The sequence below is a fragment of the Vibrio sp. 970 genome (genome assembly GCF_033339075.1).
The window spans coordinates 1-16,036 of sequence record NZ_JAWOTW010000023.1 but is presented as its reverse complement, the minus strand read 5'-3'; the positions used below and the strand labels follow the sequence as shown (position 1 = coordinate 16,036).

14 protein-coding genes and 1 riboswitch are annotated in these 16,036 nt (G+C 45.5%); of the genes, 10 read left to right on the top strand and 4 right to left on the bottom strand.

The genetic code is table 11. The features are described 5' to 3' along the window. Positions 1–50 precede the first annotated feature (50 nt). Together R7Q11_RS22525 and ubiA are read left to right on the top strand one after the other, a co-directional pair. On the top strand, positions 51–590 hold the full coding sequence (locus tag R7Q11_RS22525) for a chorismate lyase (protein ID WP_005378686.1): 540 nt from the start codon (positions 51–53) through the stop codon (positions 588–590). After that, positions 591–1,445, top strand: coding sequence for a 4-hydroxybenzoate octaprenyltransferase (ubiA, locus tag R7Q11_RS22520; RefSeq protein WP_005378684.1), 855 nt, complete (start codon positions 591–593; stop codon positions 1,443–1,445). Between the two features lie 64 nt (positions 1,446–1,509). Here ubiA and plsB read toward each other — a convergent pair whose 3' ends face one another. Then, positions 1,510–3,936, bottom strand: a complete 2,427-nt coding sequence (gene plsB / locus R7Q11_RS22515) for a glycerol-3-phosphate 1-O-acyltransferase PlsB (RefSeq protein WP_225466739.1) — start codon at positions 3,934–3,936, stop codon at positions 1,510–1,512. Between the two features lie 368 nt (positions 3,937–4,304). On the opposite strand from plsB, the gene lexA reads away from it, so the two are divergent. The 3 genes from lexA to dinF all read left to right on the top strand — a co-directional run bounded on the left by lexA (position 4,305) and on the right by dinF (position 7,309). Then, the gene (lexA, locus tag R7Q11_RS22510) at positions 4,305–4,925 is read left to right on the top strand and encodes a transcriptional repressor LexA (RefSeq protein ID WP_005378682.1); all 621 of its coding nucleotides are present in this window, start codon (positions 4,305–4,307) and stop codon (positions 4,923–4,925) included. A gap of 184 nt (positions 4,926–5,109) precedes the next feature. Beyond that, positions 5,110–5,904, top strand: a complete 795-nt coding sequence (locus R7Q11_RS22505) for a class I SAM-dependent methyltransferase (protein ID WP_005378679.1) — start codon at positions 5,110–5,112, stop codon at positions 5,902–5,904. Between the two features lie 55 nt (positions 5,905–5,959). Then, on the top strand, positions 5,960–7,309 hold the full coding sequence (dinF, locus tag R7Q11_RS22500; RefSeq protein WP_054579651.1) for an MATE family efflux transporter DinF: 1,350 nt from the start codon (positions 5,960–5,962) through the stop codon (positions 7,307–7,309). A 57-nt stretch (positions 7,310–7,366) separates the two neighbouring features. Here dinF and sthA read toward each other — a convergent pair whose 3' ends face one another. Next, positions 7,367–8,797, bottom strand: a complete 1,431-nt coding sequence (sthA, locus tag R7Q11_RS22495) for a Si-specific NAD(P)(+) transhydrogenase (RefSeq protein WP_005389689.1) — start codon at positions 8,795–8,797, stop codon at positions 7,367–7,369. 263 nt (positions 8,798–9,060) lie between these two features. On the opposite strand from sthA, the gene fabR reads away from it, so the two are divergent. Together fabR and R7Q11_RS22485 are read left to right on the top strand one after the other, a co-directional pair. Beyond that, positions 9,061–9,702, top strand: a complete 642-nt coding sequence (fabR, locus tag R7Q11_RS22490; protein ID WP_005378632.1) for an HTH-type transcriptional repressor FabR — start codon at positions 9,061–9,063, stop codon at positions 9,700–9,702. After that, entirely contained in the window at positions 9,702–10,067 is a 366-nt protein-coding gene (locus R7Q11_RS22485; protein WP_005378634.1) for a YijD family membrane protein, read from the top strand. Before fabR ends, R7Q11_RS22485 begins: the two co-directional genes overlap by 1 nt. Positions 10,068–10,132: 65 nt before the next feature. Here R7Q11_RS22485 and trmA read toward each other — a convergent pair whose 3' ends face one another. Beyond that, positions 10,133–11,242 carry a tRNA (uridine(54)-C5)-methyltransferase TrmA gene (gene trmA / locus R7Q11_RS22480; protein ID WP_033907263.1) on the bottom strand — a complete coding sequence of 370 codons (1,110 nt, stop codon included), beginning with the start codon at positions 11,240–11,242 and terminating at the stop codon, positions 10,133–10,135. 184 nt (positions 11,243–11,426) lie between these two features. After that, a riboswitch (cobalamin riboswitch) is annotated at positions 11,427–11,627 on the top strand. Positions 11,628–11,682: 55 nt separating this feature from the next. On the opposite strand from trmA, the gene btuB reads away from it, so the two are divergent. Genes btuB through murI form a run of 3 tightly spaced genes read left to right on the top strand, consistent with a single transcriptional unit; the run spans position 11,683 to position 15,105 of the window. Next, positions 11,683–13,518 carry a TonB-dependent vitamin B12 receptor gene (gene btuB / locus R7Q11_RS22475; protein ID WP_225466738.1) on the top strand — a complete coding sequence of 612 codons (1,836 nt, stop codon included), beginning with the start codon at positions 11,683–11,685 and terminating at the stop codon, positions 13,516–13,518. 59 nt (positions 13,519–13,577) lie between these two features. Then, positions 13,578–14,270: an ATPase gene (locus tag R7Q11_RS22470; protein WP_005378675.1), complete on the top strand. Its 693-nt coding sequence runs from the start codon at positions 13,578–13,580 to the stop codon at positions 14,268–14,270. A 31-nt stretch (positions 14,271–14,301) separates the two neighbouring features. Continuing rightward, positions 14,302–15,105, top strand: a complete 804-nt coding sequence (gene murI / locus R7Q11_RS22465) for a glutamate racemase (protein ID WP_225466737.1) — start codon at positions 14,302–14,304, stop codon at positions 15,103–15,105. On the opposite strand, the gene R7Q11_RS22460 is transcribed toward murI, so the two are convergent. Continuing rightward, positions 15,068–15,523 carry an RNA-binding protein gene (locus R7Q11_RS22460; protein WP_017636066.1) on the bottom strand — a complete coding sequence of 152 codons (456 nt, stop codon included), beginning with the start codon at positions 15,521–15,523 and terminating at the stop codon, positions 15,068–15,070. The genes murI and R7Q11_RS22460 overlap by 38 nt on opposite strands. Positions 15,524–16,036: the final 513 nt, after the last annotated feature.

Here is a 16,036-nt window from a genome sequence, read left to right as displayed (position 1 = left end):
GGTAAGTTGTTGCTTTATTGTACGCATAAAGCCTCCAATTGAATACTAGTATGAATCAGCCAACATCACTCTATCTTGCTTCTTTATTGGAAGTAGAGTGGCAAAACCCCGAAGAATTCGAATTTCCAAATGAATTTGCCAAGCATTGGCTTGAAGAGCAAGGGTCTTTGTCACGTCGTTTAAAACAGCACTGCCAAGCGTTAACGGTAGAATTGCTACAAAATCAGATCGTCACTGCAGCGACATTAAAACAGGACGAAAGCCAGTTATTGTCCGAACAAGATTGCTTACTGAGAGAGGTAATTTTGTGCGGTGACAATAATAACTGGGTTATTGGGCGGACATTGATTCCTCGTTCAACCTTAGTTGATCAGCAGTATGATTTGGCTCAACAAGGGGATATCCCATTAGGACTAACTGTGTTTAGCGCAGATAACGTTGAGCGGGACTCTTTGCAAATGGGATGGGTAGCCGTACCAGAAGGACGTTTGTTAGCGCGACGCTCAAGGTTGTGGATGAATCACAAACCGATGCTAGTCGCCGAGTTATTCTTATCTAATTCACCAGTTTACGCTAAGGAGACAGTGTAAATGTCCGCAGAAAAAGCCAAAGCATATTGGCAACTGATGCGCATGGATCGCCCGATCGGTTCACTGTTACTGATGTGGCCAACTATTTGGGCGCTAATTATCTCAGCCCAAGGGATGCCGAGTTGGGATGTATTTATCGTGTTTGTATTGGGTGTATTCCTAATGCGTAGTGCGGGGTGCGTGATTAATGATTTTGCAGATCGCAAAGTCGACGGCCATGTAAAGCGTACTAAGCAACGTCCACTGCCATCAGGGAAAGTGACAGCAAAAGAAGCGATTGGATTATTTTTGGTTTTGGGTATCAGCTCGTTTTTGTTAGTGCTGACCATGAACCCGCTGACGATTCAGCTATCCTTCGCTGGTATTGTGTTGGCGTTCATCTATCCATTTATGAAGCGTTACACTCATATTCCACAGCTATTTTTAGGCTTGGCTTTTAGCTGGGCGATTCCAATGGCTTGGGCTGCACAAACTGGGGAATTACCATTGATTGTTTGGTTTTTGTTCCTCATTAACGCTTTGTGGACCATTGCGTACGACACTCAATATGCGATGGTAGACCGAGATGATGATCTAAAGATTGGCATTAAATCGACGGCAATTCTGTTTGGTCGTCATGACAAGCTTATTATTGGTGTGTTGCAACTGATTACACTCGCGATGCTGGTTTGGTTAGGGCAGTTCTACCAATTGGGACAAAGTTACTACTGGACCCTTTTGATTGCAGCGTCGTTGTTTGTTTATCAGCAGCACTTAATTCGTCACCGTGAGCGTGAGTTGTGCTTTAAGGCTTTCCTTAACAACAATTATGTTGGCATGGTGATAGCGATAGGGTTACTGGTCGCATTTTGGTAAGCGAAGAAATAGAAAAAGGCATCCGATTGGATGCCTTTTTTCTTATTGGACGAAGGTAAAACGGTTACGACCGAAGTTGGTGAATACTCTCTTCTATCGTCAGTTTCACTTCTGGATAAAGCAGAGTGAACAGTAGCCGTGCAAATTGCTGCGTTTTCTTCGTGTCACAGTTACCATCGTTATCGAGGTATTTTTGCTGTTTGAGCGTATTGAACATCGCGGTAAACACACCTTTATCGAAGAATTCTGGCGCATTAATACCGTGCAAACGCCCTAGGCGTTGAGCAATATCTTGGCTCTTCTGCTCTAGGTCCGATTTACCCAGCTCAGGGTAAGCAACAAGCAAGTTCATCGCGATAGAGTAGCGTTGCAGCGTTTCAGTTATCGTACGACCTAGCAGAACCAAAGGCTGGTTGTTCGATTGATTGATCTCTAGCTTATCACCATCAAGACTAATCATTTTCTGATCGGCAAATTCATGCAGTGTTTTAACGACCAATTCATCTAACTCGTCTTCTTGGTAACTTAAGAACAGCTCTTTCTTCAAGAATGGGTAGATTTGCGCGACATTCGCTTGAATCTTGGCTACCGAAAGGTTGCGCTGACGAATGAGCATTTGGGCAATTAATGACGGCAGAGCGAACAAGTGAATGATGTTGTTGCGATAGTAAGTCATCAGGATCGATTGGCTACGGTCCAGCGAAATGATGTCACCCATGCTATCGGTTTCAATCACGAACTTATCAAGCGAAATTGCATGATCGACCAACTCCTCAGAACTTTCGGTAGGGATAGTGGAGGTGCTTGAGTACGGATTATTTTTGAGTAGCTTTAAGTAACACTCGATCTGATTGATCAGCGAGTCACGAGAAAGTGCACGTTGACGAGAAGCAAGCAGTGCGGTTGCACACAAGGTCAACGCGTTTGCCGCCGCCGCATCATTGATGTGCGTCATCATCTTATTAGCGAGGTCGTTCACCACAGGATTCATCCATTGTGGTTTGTTACCACCCATGCTGTCGATGTCTTTCGTCCACTCAGGAGCATGCTCGTTCAAGTATTGGTTGAGCTGAATTGGCTCACCGAAGTTCACATAGCCCAAACCAAAGTTACGCAGTTTACGCAGAGTACGCAGTACAAGCCCTGCGTTTTCTTTCTCTTTGCGTTTGCCACGCAGCTCTTTCGCGTAAGTGCCTACTTCCATTACGTGCTCGTAACCGATGTAGACCGGCACTAGTGTTACTGGGCGGTTTAGACCACGTAGCATTGCTTGGATGGTCATAGCCAGCATACCCGTTTTCGCTTGCAGTAAGCGACCTGTACGTGAACGACCACCCTCACTGAAGTACTCGACTGAATAGCCTTTGGCAAACAGCTCAGCTAGATACTCACGGAAAATGGTTGAGTACAGTTTGTTGCCTTTAAAACTACGACGAATAAAGAACGCCCCACCACGACGGAAAAGCGGACCGGCCGGGAAGAAGTTCAAGTTAATGCCTGCCGCAATGTGCGGAGGCACCATGCCTTCATGGTATAAAACATAAGACAACAGCAGGTAGTCCATGTGACTACGGTGACACGGAACGTACACAATTTCGTGGCCGTCTTGCGCTAAACGACGCACAGTCGAGGCGTTATTGATGTGCAAACCTTGGTATAGTTTTGTCCATAACCAACTCAGGATGCGGTCGCCGTTTTTCACCAGACTGTAGGAGAAGTCGGCGGCGATTTCATCCATGATGTCGTGGGCTTCTTTACGTGCCTTATCAATCGAGATGTTTTTGATCTTGGCTTCGTCAGCAATCGCCAGTTCAATAGCTGGAGATTTTAGTAAACGAGCAAACAACACTTGGCGTTGTGGCAGGTTTGGGCCTGAAGCAGCCAGTTTCTGGCGTGAGAAGTGGATACGCGCCACGCGAGCCAGTTTGTGCGCAATTGCGCTGTCGGTACCGTGGGAGTCTGCCATATAACGCAGAGATACCACGGGACTAAAGCGAACTAAGCAGTCGCGTCCCGCCGCCATTACCGCTTTGGCTTTTTGCGGACCATTCATCGGTTGAAGGTAAGGCTTTTGGTTCTCTTCTTTACCTGGCTTACGACCCCAAAGCACGGTTGCAGGGATCATTTGAACATCCAACTCACTATCCAGCTTGTGCAGTTCCAGTAAGTCAGTGAACAGAGAGACAGAATCGGTTGGGACATCATTATCGTTGTTCATCACAGTTGGACGCGCAGCGATAAAGACGAAACGGTTCAGCGTTTTGCCATTGATTTCCAGCGGGCTGAGCGGGTCGGGTAGACCAAGGCTCATGGCTTGTTTTTGCAGTGTCAGCAAATCCACGTTCGAGCGGAACGGCAGGGCATATACAATCGGTTTAGTTAGGTCGATGTTCAGATCTTCAATCGGGTTCGACGGGATTGCGGTGCCCTTTACCAGTACCGATAAAGGTAGTTTTAGTAATGAACGTGAAAATGATTGTCCAGAAGACATAAAGTTCACAGCCTCAATAGGTATTCAAACAGGCCTAACCTTATTTCAGTTTCCGCTTTGCATGTCTTCTCTATAAAAAGAGATGAGTACGGCAATAGAAATAAGCCTAGGCGATAAAATTTAAGCGCTGCAAGGATACCAGAAACTGGTCAAACCTTTTAATTTTATTGGCTGTAAATTAGTCGAACCCCTAAGTTATTGCTTTGACTTGATTAACTGAAAAGTCGGTGTTTTAAACGAATAAAGAATGAACTTAATCGGTAAGCTGAAAGCTCCCCACAAATAAATTAAAAAACAACCAATTGGGTTTTCATTTGAGCATTTACTGGATATACTCACAGTTAACTGTATAAAAAGACAGGTGAGACATGAAGCCGTTAACGCCACGCCAACAACAAGTCTTCGATTTGATCAAAAGTAAAATCGATGACACCGGAATGCCACCAACTCGTGCAGAGATTGCGCGTGAGCTTGGCTTCCGCTCTGCGAATGCCGCAGAGGAACACCTAAAAGCGCTTGCTCGTAAGCAAGCAATTGAAATTATTCCAGGCGCTTCTCGTGGGATTCGTATCCTGCTTGAAGACGCAGCCAATGATGAGCAGGGTTTGCCTTTGATTGGTCAAGTCGCAGCGGGTGAGCCAATTCTGGCTCAAGAGCACGTAGAGGCGCACTACCAAGTCGATCCTGCGATGTTCAAACCGCAAGCGGATTTCTTACTTCGTGTAAATGGCGAGAGTATGAAAGACATCGGGATTATGGATGGCGATTTGCTCGCGGTGCATAAAACCCAAGACGTGAGAGACGGTCAAGTTGTCGTTGCGCGTGTTGATGATGATGTGACTGTGAAGCGTTTGGAGCGCAAAGGTTCAACCATATTACTGCATGCTGAGAATGAAGAGTTTGCCCCAATCCAAGTGGACTTAACGTCTCAGCACCTTACGATTGAAGGCTTAGCCGTTGGTATTATTCGCAATACCGATTGGATGTAAGTGTGTTTAAGCAGCCCAGTTGATCTGGGCTGTTTTGTCTTTTCTCTTTTTCTACTTCCTCCAAAAGCTTGCTCATCATCTTGACCTTGTTTGTTTTGACCAATTTATAAGCTTGATAATGTAATTGATATTCATTATCATCTTTATTAATGTCTATGTTTTCTCTCTGGCGCAGGAAATGCCCATGTCTCAGTCTAAACATCAAGTTCCTAACCATTTATTAAAGCCACTGTTATTGCGTAGCCGTGAAAGCATGGTCGACAATGGCTTGGTGTACGATCCGATAGCTGCTAAAGCGTGTTTGAGCTGTAAGATGGCGCCGGATTGTTTGAGTGGTGATATTGCGCAGAAGCAACTGCTGCACGTGACGCTGACTCAGCTTTGTGACCAGCAGGTTAGTCACTTCTTACAGCAGTATCCCGATGCTTGGATAATCAATGTTGGAGCGGGGTTGGATACCCGCTTTTATCGTTTGGATAATGGACGCTGCCATTGGATAGAGCTGGATGTGACGGAAAATTTGGTATGGCGTCAGCGTTTGTTCCACAAAAATGAACGTTATGAACATCGCTGTGGCAGTGTGGATGAAATGTCGTGGCTAGAGACGTTAGCCATTCCAGAGCAAGCACCGGTACTCATTTTATGTGAAATGGCACTGCTCGATTGCACAGAGCGTCAAGTCGCGAAATTTATTCAAACCTTAGGTCGACATTTTGTTTCTGCTGAACTGTGTATGGTGCTGGCAGGAGATTTAACGGAAACCAAGTGGGGACAAAAGCTTGGCTCTGATCGTTATGCTCATGGCTTTGAAGCGCCTGCAGCACAGATATTGCAATGGTTACCATGGGCACAGTGGGTGAAAGCTTTCTCGCCATTCGATAGATTCTGTTCTCGTTGGAAAGCTTGGCAGCGTTGGCTTAATAAGATTCCAATGTTGAAGCATCGCCTCACGCCAGTACTCGTTCATATCAAGTGGTAATTGGCTAGTCGTTAAGCGCTCAGGTACACTCGTCGATCTTACTGATGAGGTGCCTGTGACAAATTCAATCTTCTCTCCTTTATCTAACCCAAAAGTTCATCGCCAAGTCTTAGCTTTAGCGATACCTATGGTGCTGTCGAATATTACTGTTCCATTGCTCGGTTTGGTCGATGCTGCGGTGATTGGTCATCTAGACCACGCTTGGTATTTGGGCGGTGTTGCGTTGGGCAGTACCATGATCAGCGTGACATTTTGGCTGCTTGGTTTTTTGCGTATGTCGACTACTGGGTTGGCGGCGCAGTCCTATGGCGGTGAAGACCGAAAGCAACTTGCCTTAGTGTTCATGCAAGGCTCACTTATGGCGCTGCTGTTTGCGTTAGTCTTCCTTATTGCCCATAACCCGATTGCTGATTTGATCTTTGGCTGGAGTGACGCCAGTGCTGAAGTGAAGCACTACGGCATGCAATATTTCTCTATCCGAGTGTGGAGTGCCCCCGCTGCGCTAATGAACTTTGTGTTGTTGGGATGGTTGCTCGGAACGCAAAATTCCAAAGCACCAATGTGGATGGTGATCATCACTAACGTGACGAATATTGTCCTCGATTTGTTGTTTGTGATTGGTTTGGGGTGGAAAGTAGAAGGCGCTGCACTGGCATCGGTGATTGCTGACTACTCAGGCATGGGTTTTGGTCTCATGTGTGTCTGGAAAACCTGGCGAGAGAGGCAATTACCATCACCTCAAAAGTTGCTAACCAGCACTCAACACGGTTTAGGGCGATTCGTGAAATTGAATCGTGATATTTTCTTACGCTCTTTGTGTCTGCAAGCGGCTTTTAGCTTTATGACGTTCCAAGGTGCGAGCTTTGGTGATGAGGTTGTCGCTGCAAATGCGGTTCTGATGAGCTTCCTGATGATTATCTCGTATGGCATGGATGGCTTTGCTTATGCAATGGAGGCCATGGTCGGGAAGGCGATTGGTGCCAAAGATAGGCAACAATTGAGTGCATCGCTTGTCGGCACTTTCTTTTGGAGTTTGGTTATTTGCTTAGGACTGACCGCGCTCTTTGGTTTGGCGGGATCGCAGTTGATCGCCATGATCACTTCAATTGAGGTGGTACAACAGCAAGCAGCGGTGTATCTACCTTGGCTGGTGGTGATGCCACTTGCGTCGATGTGGTGCTTTCTATTGGATGGCATTTTTGTCGGTGCAACCAAAGGCAAAGACATGCGCAATAGTATGTTTGTCGCGACCAGCAGTTTCTTCGTTGTCTTTTACTTATTCGCCGAGTGGGAAAATCACGCGCTGTGGTTTGCAATGACGAGCTTTATGTTGATGCGGGGTATTGGTTTAGGGGTTATCTTTCTCTATCAATGGCACAAGGATACCTTCCTCGCACAATGTTGATATAAAAACAGCAGGTCCAAGCCTGCTGTTTTTCTGTCTGCTATCAAGAAGCATAGATTAGAACAAGCGGTTCAAACCATTCAACGCAGCGACACGATACGCTTCGGCCATTGTTGGATAGTTGAAGGTGGTATTGACGAAATACTCGATGGTATTCGCTGAGCCTTTTTGCTCCATAATGGCTTGACCGATGTGGATAATTTCCGCGGCACGTTCGCCAAAACAGTGAATCCCTAAAATTTCTTTGGTTTCACGATGGAACAATATCTTCAAGCTACCGATGTCTTTTCCTGCGATCTGTGCACGAGCTAGATGCTTGAACGAAGAGCGTCCTACTTCATACGGTACTTTCGCAGCTGTTAGCTCTTGCTCGGTTTTACCCACAGAGCTAATCTCTGGGATGGTGTAGATACCCGTTGGAATATCATCAATCAGGTAGTTTTCTGCCTGACCTTTCGTAATGGCTTGTGCGACAAATCGCCCTTGGTCATAAGCGGCGCTTGCAAGGCTAGGGTAACCGATGACATCGCCTACAGCGTAAATGTGTTCGATATCGGTTTGGTAGTTACGGTTTACTTTTAGTTGTCCGCGAGAGTCCGCTTCCAGACCCACTGCACCCAAATTCAACTTATCGGTGTTACCTGTTCGACCATTCGCATACAACAAGCAGTCTGCCTTCATCTTCTTGCCAGATTGTAGGTGAATAATCACGCCATCTTCTGTGCCTTCGATTTTTTCATAGGTCTCATCATTACGAATTACCACACCGCTGTTCCAGAAGTGGTAAGACAGCGCATCTGACACTTCGTTATCCAAAAACTCCAACAAGCGGTCGCGGGTATTGATAAGGTCGGTTTTCACTCCAAGGCCGCGGAAGATAGAGGCGTACTCACAACCGATAACGCCCGCACCGTAAATGATGATATGGCGAGGGTCGTGTTTCAGGCTCAAAATGGAATCACTGTCGTAGATGCGCTCATGCAAGAAATCTACGTCGTTAGGCTGATACGGGCGAGAACCCGTCGCGATGACAAACTTATCCGCAGAATAGATTTCTTCTGTACCGTCGCTTTGCATCACTGCAATTGAGTAGTTATCGATAAATCGCGCGGTTCCGAACAAAAGTGTGCATGAGTTACGGTCATAAAAGCCCTGACGAAGTCGAGTTTGCTTATCAATGACCGATTTAGCATGACCTAAAATGTCAGAAAATGTTGCATGAACGCTGGTGTTGTTTCGACAAAATAGCGGGTTGCTATTAAATTCGATGATGCGGCTAACGGCATGACGCAGTGCTTTTGATGGAATAGTACCCCAGTGAGTACAACCGCCGCCGACACTGCTTTCTTTCTCGACAATGGCAACATTCAGTCCCGCTTTGGTTAATCCCATTGCAGCCCCTTCTCCGCCAGGGCCACTACCGATTACGATCACGTCATAGTGATTAACATGCGCCATGATGCCTTCCTTGTTATATTTGCTTAACATTGCTTTAGCGCGATTTTAACTCATTTACTCTATTGGTACACGTCATGCCTGTTAGAGAGTGGAAGTGATCACGCAGAATCGACCAAAAGGATGATTTGGTATGTTGTATGTCTATAAATTGCATCGAGAACATTGCAATTAGATGCATGCCAATAGTAACGTTCTCGGCGCTCAGAGCGAGCGAAGCAACATATCTTTCTCCGTAGGAGCAAATTGCGTTATATTGAGGCTCTTGTACCCTACAGAAAAAGAGCAAGTTAAGAATGAAATCGATGGGAATCCGCGCACAGCAAAAAGAGAAGACACGTCGATCATTGATCGATGCGGCATTTAGTCAATTAAGTGCGGATCGCAGCTTTTCCAGCCTTAGCTTGCGAGAAGTCGCCCGAGAGGCAGGGATTGCACCGACTTCTTTTTACCGTCACTTCAAAGATATGGATGAGCTAGGCTTAACCATGGTTGATGAAGGCGGTTTGCTACTACGCCAACTGATGCGTCAGGCGCGTCAACGTATTGTGAAAGAAGGTAGCGTAATTCGTACCTCGGTCGAAACCTTTATGGAATTCATTGAAAGTAGTCCGAACGTTTTTCGTTTGTTGTTGCGTGAGCGCTCCGGCACTTCTGCTGAATTTCGTACCGCTGTTGCTCGAGAAATCCAGCATTTTGCGGCAGAATTAACCGAGTATTTAATGAGCACCGGCGTGACCAGAGAAGAGGCGTATACTCAAGCAGAAGCGTCTGTGACTTTGGTTTTCAGTTCCGGGGCTGAAGCTTTAGATTTAGATCGACGTGAGCGCGATGAACTCGCCGAGCGATTGATCATGCAATTGCGAATGATAGCCAAAGGGGCCTATTGGTATCGCAAAGAACGTGAACGTAACCGATTAAAAGGCGGGATAGAATAATGTCGAATGGAAATAAATCTGAAAAGAAAACGCTGATTTTGGCACTGGTTGCAGGTATGTGTGGTGATGCTTTGTTGTCATGGTTGACCATGAGTGAAGTGTCTTTTTCAATCTTCCCATTGATTGCACTCGTACTGGCTGTACAAGCTCTTTACCAAGAGTACCTAAATAATCCGGTATCAGAAGATATCCCATTAGTTGGCTTGGCGTGTTTCTTCGTAGGTGCGTTTGGTCACTCTGCGTTTATTAAAGCGCAATACCCAGAAGCAGGCTCAAACTTCTTCGCGATCATGGTTTCAATGATCTTACTCGCATGGATTGGTAAGAAGCTAGGTTTTGTCAGCAAGAAGACTTCTGCGGAATAAGCAAACGAATCAAATTAAAAAAAGCGAGCCATTGAGCTCGCTTTTTTTTGTCTGAAGCTGGTGGACTAAGCTTTACGTTCCAATAGCACGCCAGCTTCCATGTGGTGGGTATAAGGGAATTGGTCAAACAGAGCAAAACGCGTCACGTTGTGTGTTTCGCATAGAATGTCCAAGTTCTCTTTTAGAGTCTCAGGGTTACAAGAGATGTACATGATGCGCTCGTAACCTTGCACCATTTTACAAGTATCGACATCCATCCCAGCACGTGGTGGATCGACAAAAATCGTGTTGCAGTTGTAGCTCTTCAGATCCACACCTGCATCTTGTAGACGACGGAATTCACGCTTACCTTCGATCGCTTGAGTAAATTCCTCTGCCGATAGACGTAAGATTTGTACGTTATCAATCTTATTGGCGGCGATGTTGTACTGTGCAGATACCACAGATGGCTTCGCTAGCTCAGTTGCCAGTACGCGGTCGAAATTCTGTGCCAACGCCAGCGAGAAGTTACCGTTACCACAGTAAAGCTCTAGTAGGTCGCCAGTGCTTTCTTGGGTACAGTCGACCGCCCATTCCAGCATCTTCTCTGCGACTTTGCCGTTCGGCTGAGTGAAGCTGTTCTCTACTTGTTGGTAGATGTAGCTTTGACCATTTACATCGAGCTTCTCGATAACGTAGTCTCGGTCTAGGACAATCTTCATCTTACGAGCGCGACCAATGATGTTTAGGTTAAAGCCTTCATCATTTAAACGCTGTTTAAGGGCTTTCGCGTTTTCAATCCACTCTTCATCAAGTTGGCGATGGTAAAGGAGTGAGACCAGAATCTCACCACTTAGCGTCGATAGGAAATCCACTTGGAACAGTTTACGACGTAGTGAGTCGTTGTCTTTCATCGCTTCAACCAATAGCGGCATCAGGTCGTTGATCAGACGGCTTGCTGCAGGGAATTGGTCAACACGGTACTTCTCACGAGTTTCTTGGTTGAACATGATGTAGTAAAGATCTTCGCCTTCATGCCAAACACGGAACTCAGCACGCATGCGGTAGTGCTGCTCTGGTGATTCAAACACTTCCAGTTCTGGCATGTTGTATGGCGCGAACATATCCGTGAGACGTTCGACTTTTTCAGCCAGTTGTTCTTGGTAGCGTTGTGGGTTTACATCAAGAGTAGCCATGATCTTACCTTTTATGGTGCATTCAATTTAAGAGCGCAGATTTTATTCAATCTCAATAGGATGTCCAGTTTTGTACTGGAATTGATTTAAAGATAGTGCGTACAGGCAGAGTAGAAAGCAAAATCAATCAAAACGTTACAACTTCTAAGGGCAATATTGGCTGGACAAATAATCAATAGCTGAATAATATTTGCCTCAAGTTGGTGCTATCTAGCAATCTAGATGGCTGAAATGGGAATCTGGTGTGAATCCAGAACTGACGCGCAGCGGTAAAAGAGAACGAACGCTCATCAGACACTGCATTAGTTTATGTGGGAAGTCGAGCAAGTAGGCGGTACACCCGTGCTCTTGAGTCCGAATACCTGCCAACAACTGAGCCACAGCACTGGACTGTCATGATGACAGGGCTCGGAAGGAATTACGCGATTTAGGACAATACAATGAGAAAATCCGCACTGGCGATCACTTTGGCATCGCTGCTTTCACCTGTCTCTTATCTACAGGCCCAAGAAACCTCCACTGACGAAACCATCGTTGTTACGGCAAACCGTTTTGAGCAAGCCGAAAGCCGTACGTTGGCAGATGTCGAAGTAGTTACTCGACAAGACATCGATCGCATTCAAGCGAAAACCCTACCAGATGTATTGCGTCGCCTTACCGGGATTCAAGTTTCACAAAATGGTGGTCGTGGTCAGTTAGCGTCTTTATTTGTTCGTGGAACCAGTTCCGACCAAGTTTTAGTACTGGTTGATGGCGTACGTTTTGCACGAGCAGCGAAGGGCGCTGTGGACTTTAACCAAATCCCACTTACTTACGTTCAACGTATTGAGTACGTGCGTGGTGCGCGTGCGTCACTTTATGGCTCGGAAGCGATTGGTGGCGTGATCAATATCATCACCATTGCGCGTGCTGACGAAGAAGGAACGAAGTTAAGTGCGGGTTTAGGCAGCTTAGATTACCAGGAATTGAGTGTGGCATCTGGTATTAAAGTCACAGAGAGCGGCCAGCTAAATATCGCGCTTGGTAGTGAAAGTGATGATGGTTATAACGTTCGTCCTGTACCGGGAGTTAATGACGGTGATCGCCATGGCTTTGATACAAAGAATGGTCTGCTAGGTTACGTGCATAACTTCAATGACCAGTGGTCTGCATTTGGTAACCTGCGTGCTTACGAAAATGTTTATCAATATGACAGCAGCTACGGCAGTCGCGGTTACTACGAAGCAGAAAAAGACGATCTTTCTGTCACTCTGGGCGGTAAGTATCAGTCTGATAATGTGATGTCAGAACTACAAGTAACAGCACAGAAACAGAAGTCTTGGAACTATGAGCAAGCAAAAGGCAAACACTCAGGTACTGAAGATGAACTTGAGCAGCAAAATGTCCAGTGGACCAACAGTTACTTGCTAAACAACAATACGACGTTTGCTGGTGGTATTGACTGGCGTAATGAGTCTTATAAAGACAAGAGTGCGAATAAAACGTTTGATCGTACCAATGGCGCTCTGTTCGGTATGGCAACCACCAGTATTGATAAAGTAATGCTTGAGGGCAGTGCTCGCCTTGATGATAACGAAGAATACGGTAGTGAGTTCACTTACAGCTTAGCGGCTGGTTACCAGTTTGTGCCAGAGTTTGGGGTTAAAGCTTCTTTTGGTACTGCGTTTAAGGCTCCAAACCTATATCAACAGTATGATCCAACATACGGTGAGAAAGATCTTAAGCCGGAAGAGTCAGATGCTTGGGAGCTAGCATTCAGCGGTGATGTCCAAGGCGTTTTTTGGTCCGTAACGGGTTATGACTATAAAATCACGAATCTTATCGATTACCATCCAACCACATACAAATATTTGAATGTCGATGGTGAAACACATATCCAAGGTGTGGAGCTTGTTGCTGAGTTTGACACAGGGATTGTGCAGCACCAGTTGAGTGCAGATTATAAAGATGCAGAAGACGATAAAGGGCATCAGTTGCAGCGCCGCGCTAAAGAAATGTATAAGTGGAATACTTTAGTGAGCTTCGATAAAGTGGATTGGTCGGTTAGCTATCAGTACGTCGGTAAGCGTCCAGATGTGGATTACAGCACTTGGCCTTCACAAGATATCACGCTTTCTTCTTACTCGTTGGTTGATACGGCGGTGACTTACTATCCGAATGAGTCGACCTCTATTAGCGCTCGTATCGATAATCTACTTGATGAAGAGTATGAGATGGCAAAAGGTTACCCTGCTGCGGAGCGAGCGTACTATCTCAACGTTGGCTACGAATTCTAATCGTGAATGAGCACAAACCGCCTTCGGGCGGTTTTTAATATTTTGTGGTGGAAAATCGAATGAAGAAACCCAAGCGAGTGGTGATCAGTTGGTCCAGTGGTAAAGATTCGACATTAACGCTTGAGCGCCTTAACGAGAATCCAAATTATCAAGTTGTCGGTTTGTACACGACTTACGTAGGGAAAGAAGTCCCTTTCCAAGCAACTCCGCTTGAAGTCGTACAAATGCAAGCAGACTTACTTGCGCTTCCGCTCATTACTATCGAGCTACCTGAAATCTTTCCAAGTAACGACATTTATCAATCGACCATCGTTAATGCATTACAAAGTAGTGGTCTGAACATAGAAGCTGTCGCATTTGGTGATATGTTTTGTAATGGCATTGCCGATTACCGACGCAGCTATATTGAACCTGTTGGCTGGGAATGCGTCTTTCCTCTATTAGGGGAGAGCAGCGAAAAACTAGCGATGGAAATCATAGAGCGTGGTATTCAAACTATGTTAATCACCATCGACGGAAGAGTTCTCCCTCCAGAATGGTGTGGTCGCTGGTATGACAAAGCCCTAATAGAGTCATTACCAAGTCAAATTGATCCCTGTGGGGAAAATGGTGAATTTCACACATTGGTCACGTCTTCGCCATCTTTTCAAGGACATATCGAGTTGACGAAGCGAGATGTAGAATCTGGAGATAGATTCAGCCATCAAAGATACCATGCTAAAGCATTGCCAAAACAAATCTACGCAGTATGATCGCAACGTTTCTGTTCTTTAGGTAAGGCTCGTGCGAGTAGCAAGTAAGAAAAAAGTCCTAGTTTTTGACTCCGGTGTTGGTGGCCTTTCTGTATTCCAACAGATACATCGCCTATTGCCCCAGCTAGACTACTTATACTTATTCGATAATCAGGCTTACCCTTATGGTGAACTCGATCAGGCTGTACTCATTTCACGAGTTAACCAACTGGTCTCTTCATTAGTCGAAGAACACCAAGTCGACATTGTCGTCATTGCTTGCAACACGGCGAGCACCATAGTGCTTCCTTCCTTACGCGAAAATTTATTGATTCCCGTTGTTGGTGTTGTCCCTGCGATTAAACCCGCATCGCTTTTAGCATCAAAAGGGGTAGGGCTGATCGCCACTCCGGCGACAGTAACACGCCAATATACTCACGAGTTAATACGGGACTTTGCGCAAGGCAAACCAGTTGAGCTGGTGGGATCAACTCGCTTGGTAGATATGGCCGAAGAGAAGTTGCGAGGCAACAGCGTTTCTCTCGACGAACTGACAAATATCCTGCTTCCCCTTCGCGATAAAGTCGATGTTGCGGTGCTCGGTTGTACTCACTTCCCTTTAATCAAAGAGGAGATTCATCAAGCTTTGGGTGGGGACGTTACTTTAATTGATTCAGGCGCAGCGATTGCACGTCGAGTAAAAGCATTGCTATTAAGTGATGAAATTGAGGATACAGAAGAGGGAAGTAAGTCGATTTATGCCAGTGCAACTCCTTGGCAGGAAGATGCACTGAACATTTGTTTAAAGAAGCTAGGTTTTAATCCTGTTCAGGTTTACCACCATCCGGATGTTTAGGATCGTTCGCAATTCTCACTTTTAGCGTTCTCTCCATATATTCCTTTTCATTAAGTTTAGCGATAGCTGGCTTGGCATCTGCCGCAGCCATCACTACAAAACCAAACCCTCTTCTTTTTCCAGTACGCTTATCTTTCATTAAGCGTACCGCATAGACCTGTCCATATTCAGCAAACAAATCGCGAACATGACTCTCATTGGCCTTATAAGGAAGGTTGCCGACATACAGCGTTTTAGTTGAAGGATCAGGATCCGAAGATTGAAGAACAGGTGTTTTGCTAGAAAATGAAAAAAGAAAAGCAGTAGCGATAACACCAATGAGGAAGCTCAAGGCTGGTGGGATGATGAATTGAGAGAAGATGATTCCCCCAACGATGGCCAGCCCAACACATAAAATCAGATTTTTTTTAGACGTCATTTTAATTACTACACATAGTGATAAAGAGATCGATTGCCCATTAACAGAATAGACACATGAATCTTACGTATATGGTTGGTGTTTTTCCAACCAATTGCTGTGATATGTCTCAAATGTGACGAAGAAATATGCAAATATCGCACTTTTGGCTAATTTGTGACCGGTTGGTTTTTTATTTGCAAAAAACACTTGTACTAATTTCTCAACTCCCTATACTGCGCATCCACCGACACGGAGTGAGACGAAAGTCACACAGCGAGTCGGGAAGAGAGAAAAAAGAATTTGAAAAAATGCTTGACTCTCTCACGGTGTGAAGTAAGATACGCACCCCTAACGACGAGCAACTAAGTTGCTGAAAATGTTAGAAAAGCTCTTTAAAAATAAGAACCTATCAATCTGTGTGGGCACTCGTTGATGATAATCCAATTCGATACTTCGGTATCAAATTAGGTTTCAATGAAACGAAGTGACCATTGAATCGAAAGATTCAGCACAGTCAATTCAAACATTACT

Excerpts from the sequence above, each read along its gene's own strand:
- R7Q11_RS22525 (WP_005378686.1), top strand. The coding sequence starts at position 51 with ATGAATCAGCCAACATCACTCTATCTTGCTTCTTTATTGGAAGTAGAG.
- ubiA (WP_005378684.1), top strand. The coding sequence starts at position 591 with ATGTCCGCAGAAAAAGCCAAAGCATATTGGCAACTGATGCGCATGGAT.
- plsB (WP_225466739.1), bottom strand. The coding sequence starts at position 3,936 with ATGTCTTCTGGACAATCATTTTCACGTTCATTACTAAAACTACCTTTA.
- lexA (WP_005378682.1), top strand. The coding sequence starts at position 4,305 with ATGAAGCCGTTAACGCCACGCCAACAACAAGTCTTCGATTTGATCAAA.
- R7Q11_RS22505 (WP_005378679.1), top strand. The coding sequence starts at position 5,110 with ATGTCTCAGTCTAAACATCAAGTTCCTAACCATTTATTAAAGCCACTG.
- sthA (WP_005389689.1), bottom strand. The coding sequence starts at position 8,797 with ATGTTAAGCAAATATAACAAGGAAGGCATCATGGCGCATGTTAATCAC.
- fabR (WP_005378632.1), top strand. The coding sequence starts at position 9,061 with ATGAAATCGATGGGAATCCGCGCACAGCAAAAAGAGAAGACACGTCGA.
- R7Q11_RS22485 (WP_005378634.1), top strand. The coding sequence starts at position 9,702 with ATGTCGAATGGAAATAAATCTGAAAAGAAAACGCTGATTTTGGCACTG.
- trmA (WP_033907263.1), bottom strand. The coding sequence starts at position 11,242 with ATGGCTACTCTTGATGTAAACCCACAACGCTACCAAGAACAACTGGCT.
- btuB (WP_225466738.1), top strand. The coding sequence starts at position 11,683 with ATGAGAAAATCCGCACTGGCGATCACTTTGGCATCGCTGCTTTCACCT.
- R7Q11_RS22470 (WP_005378675.1), top strand. The coding sequence starts at position 13,578 with ATGAAGAAACCCAAGCGAGTGGTGATCAGTTGGTCCAGTGGTAAAGAT.
- R7Q11_RS22460 (WP_017636066.1), bottom strand. The coding sequence starts at position 15,523 with ATGACGTCTAAAAAAAATCTGATTTTATGTGTTGGGCTGGCCATCGTT.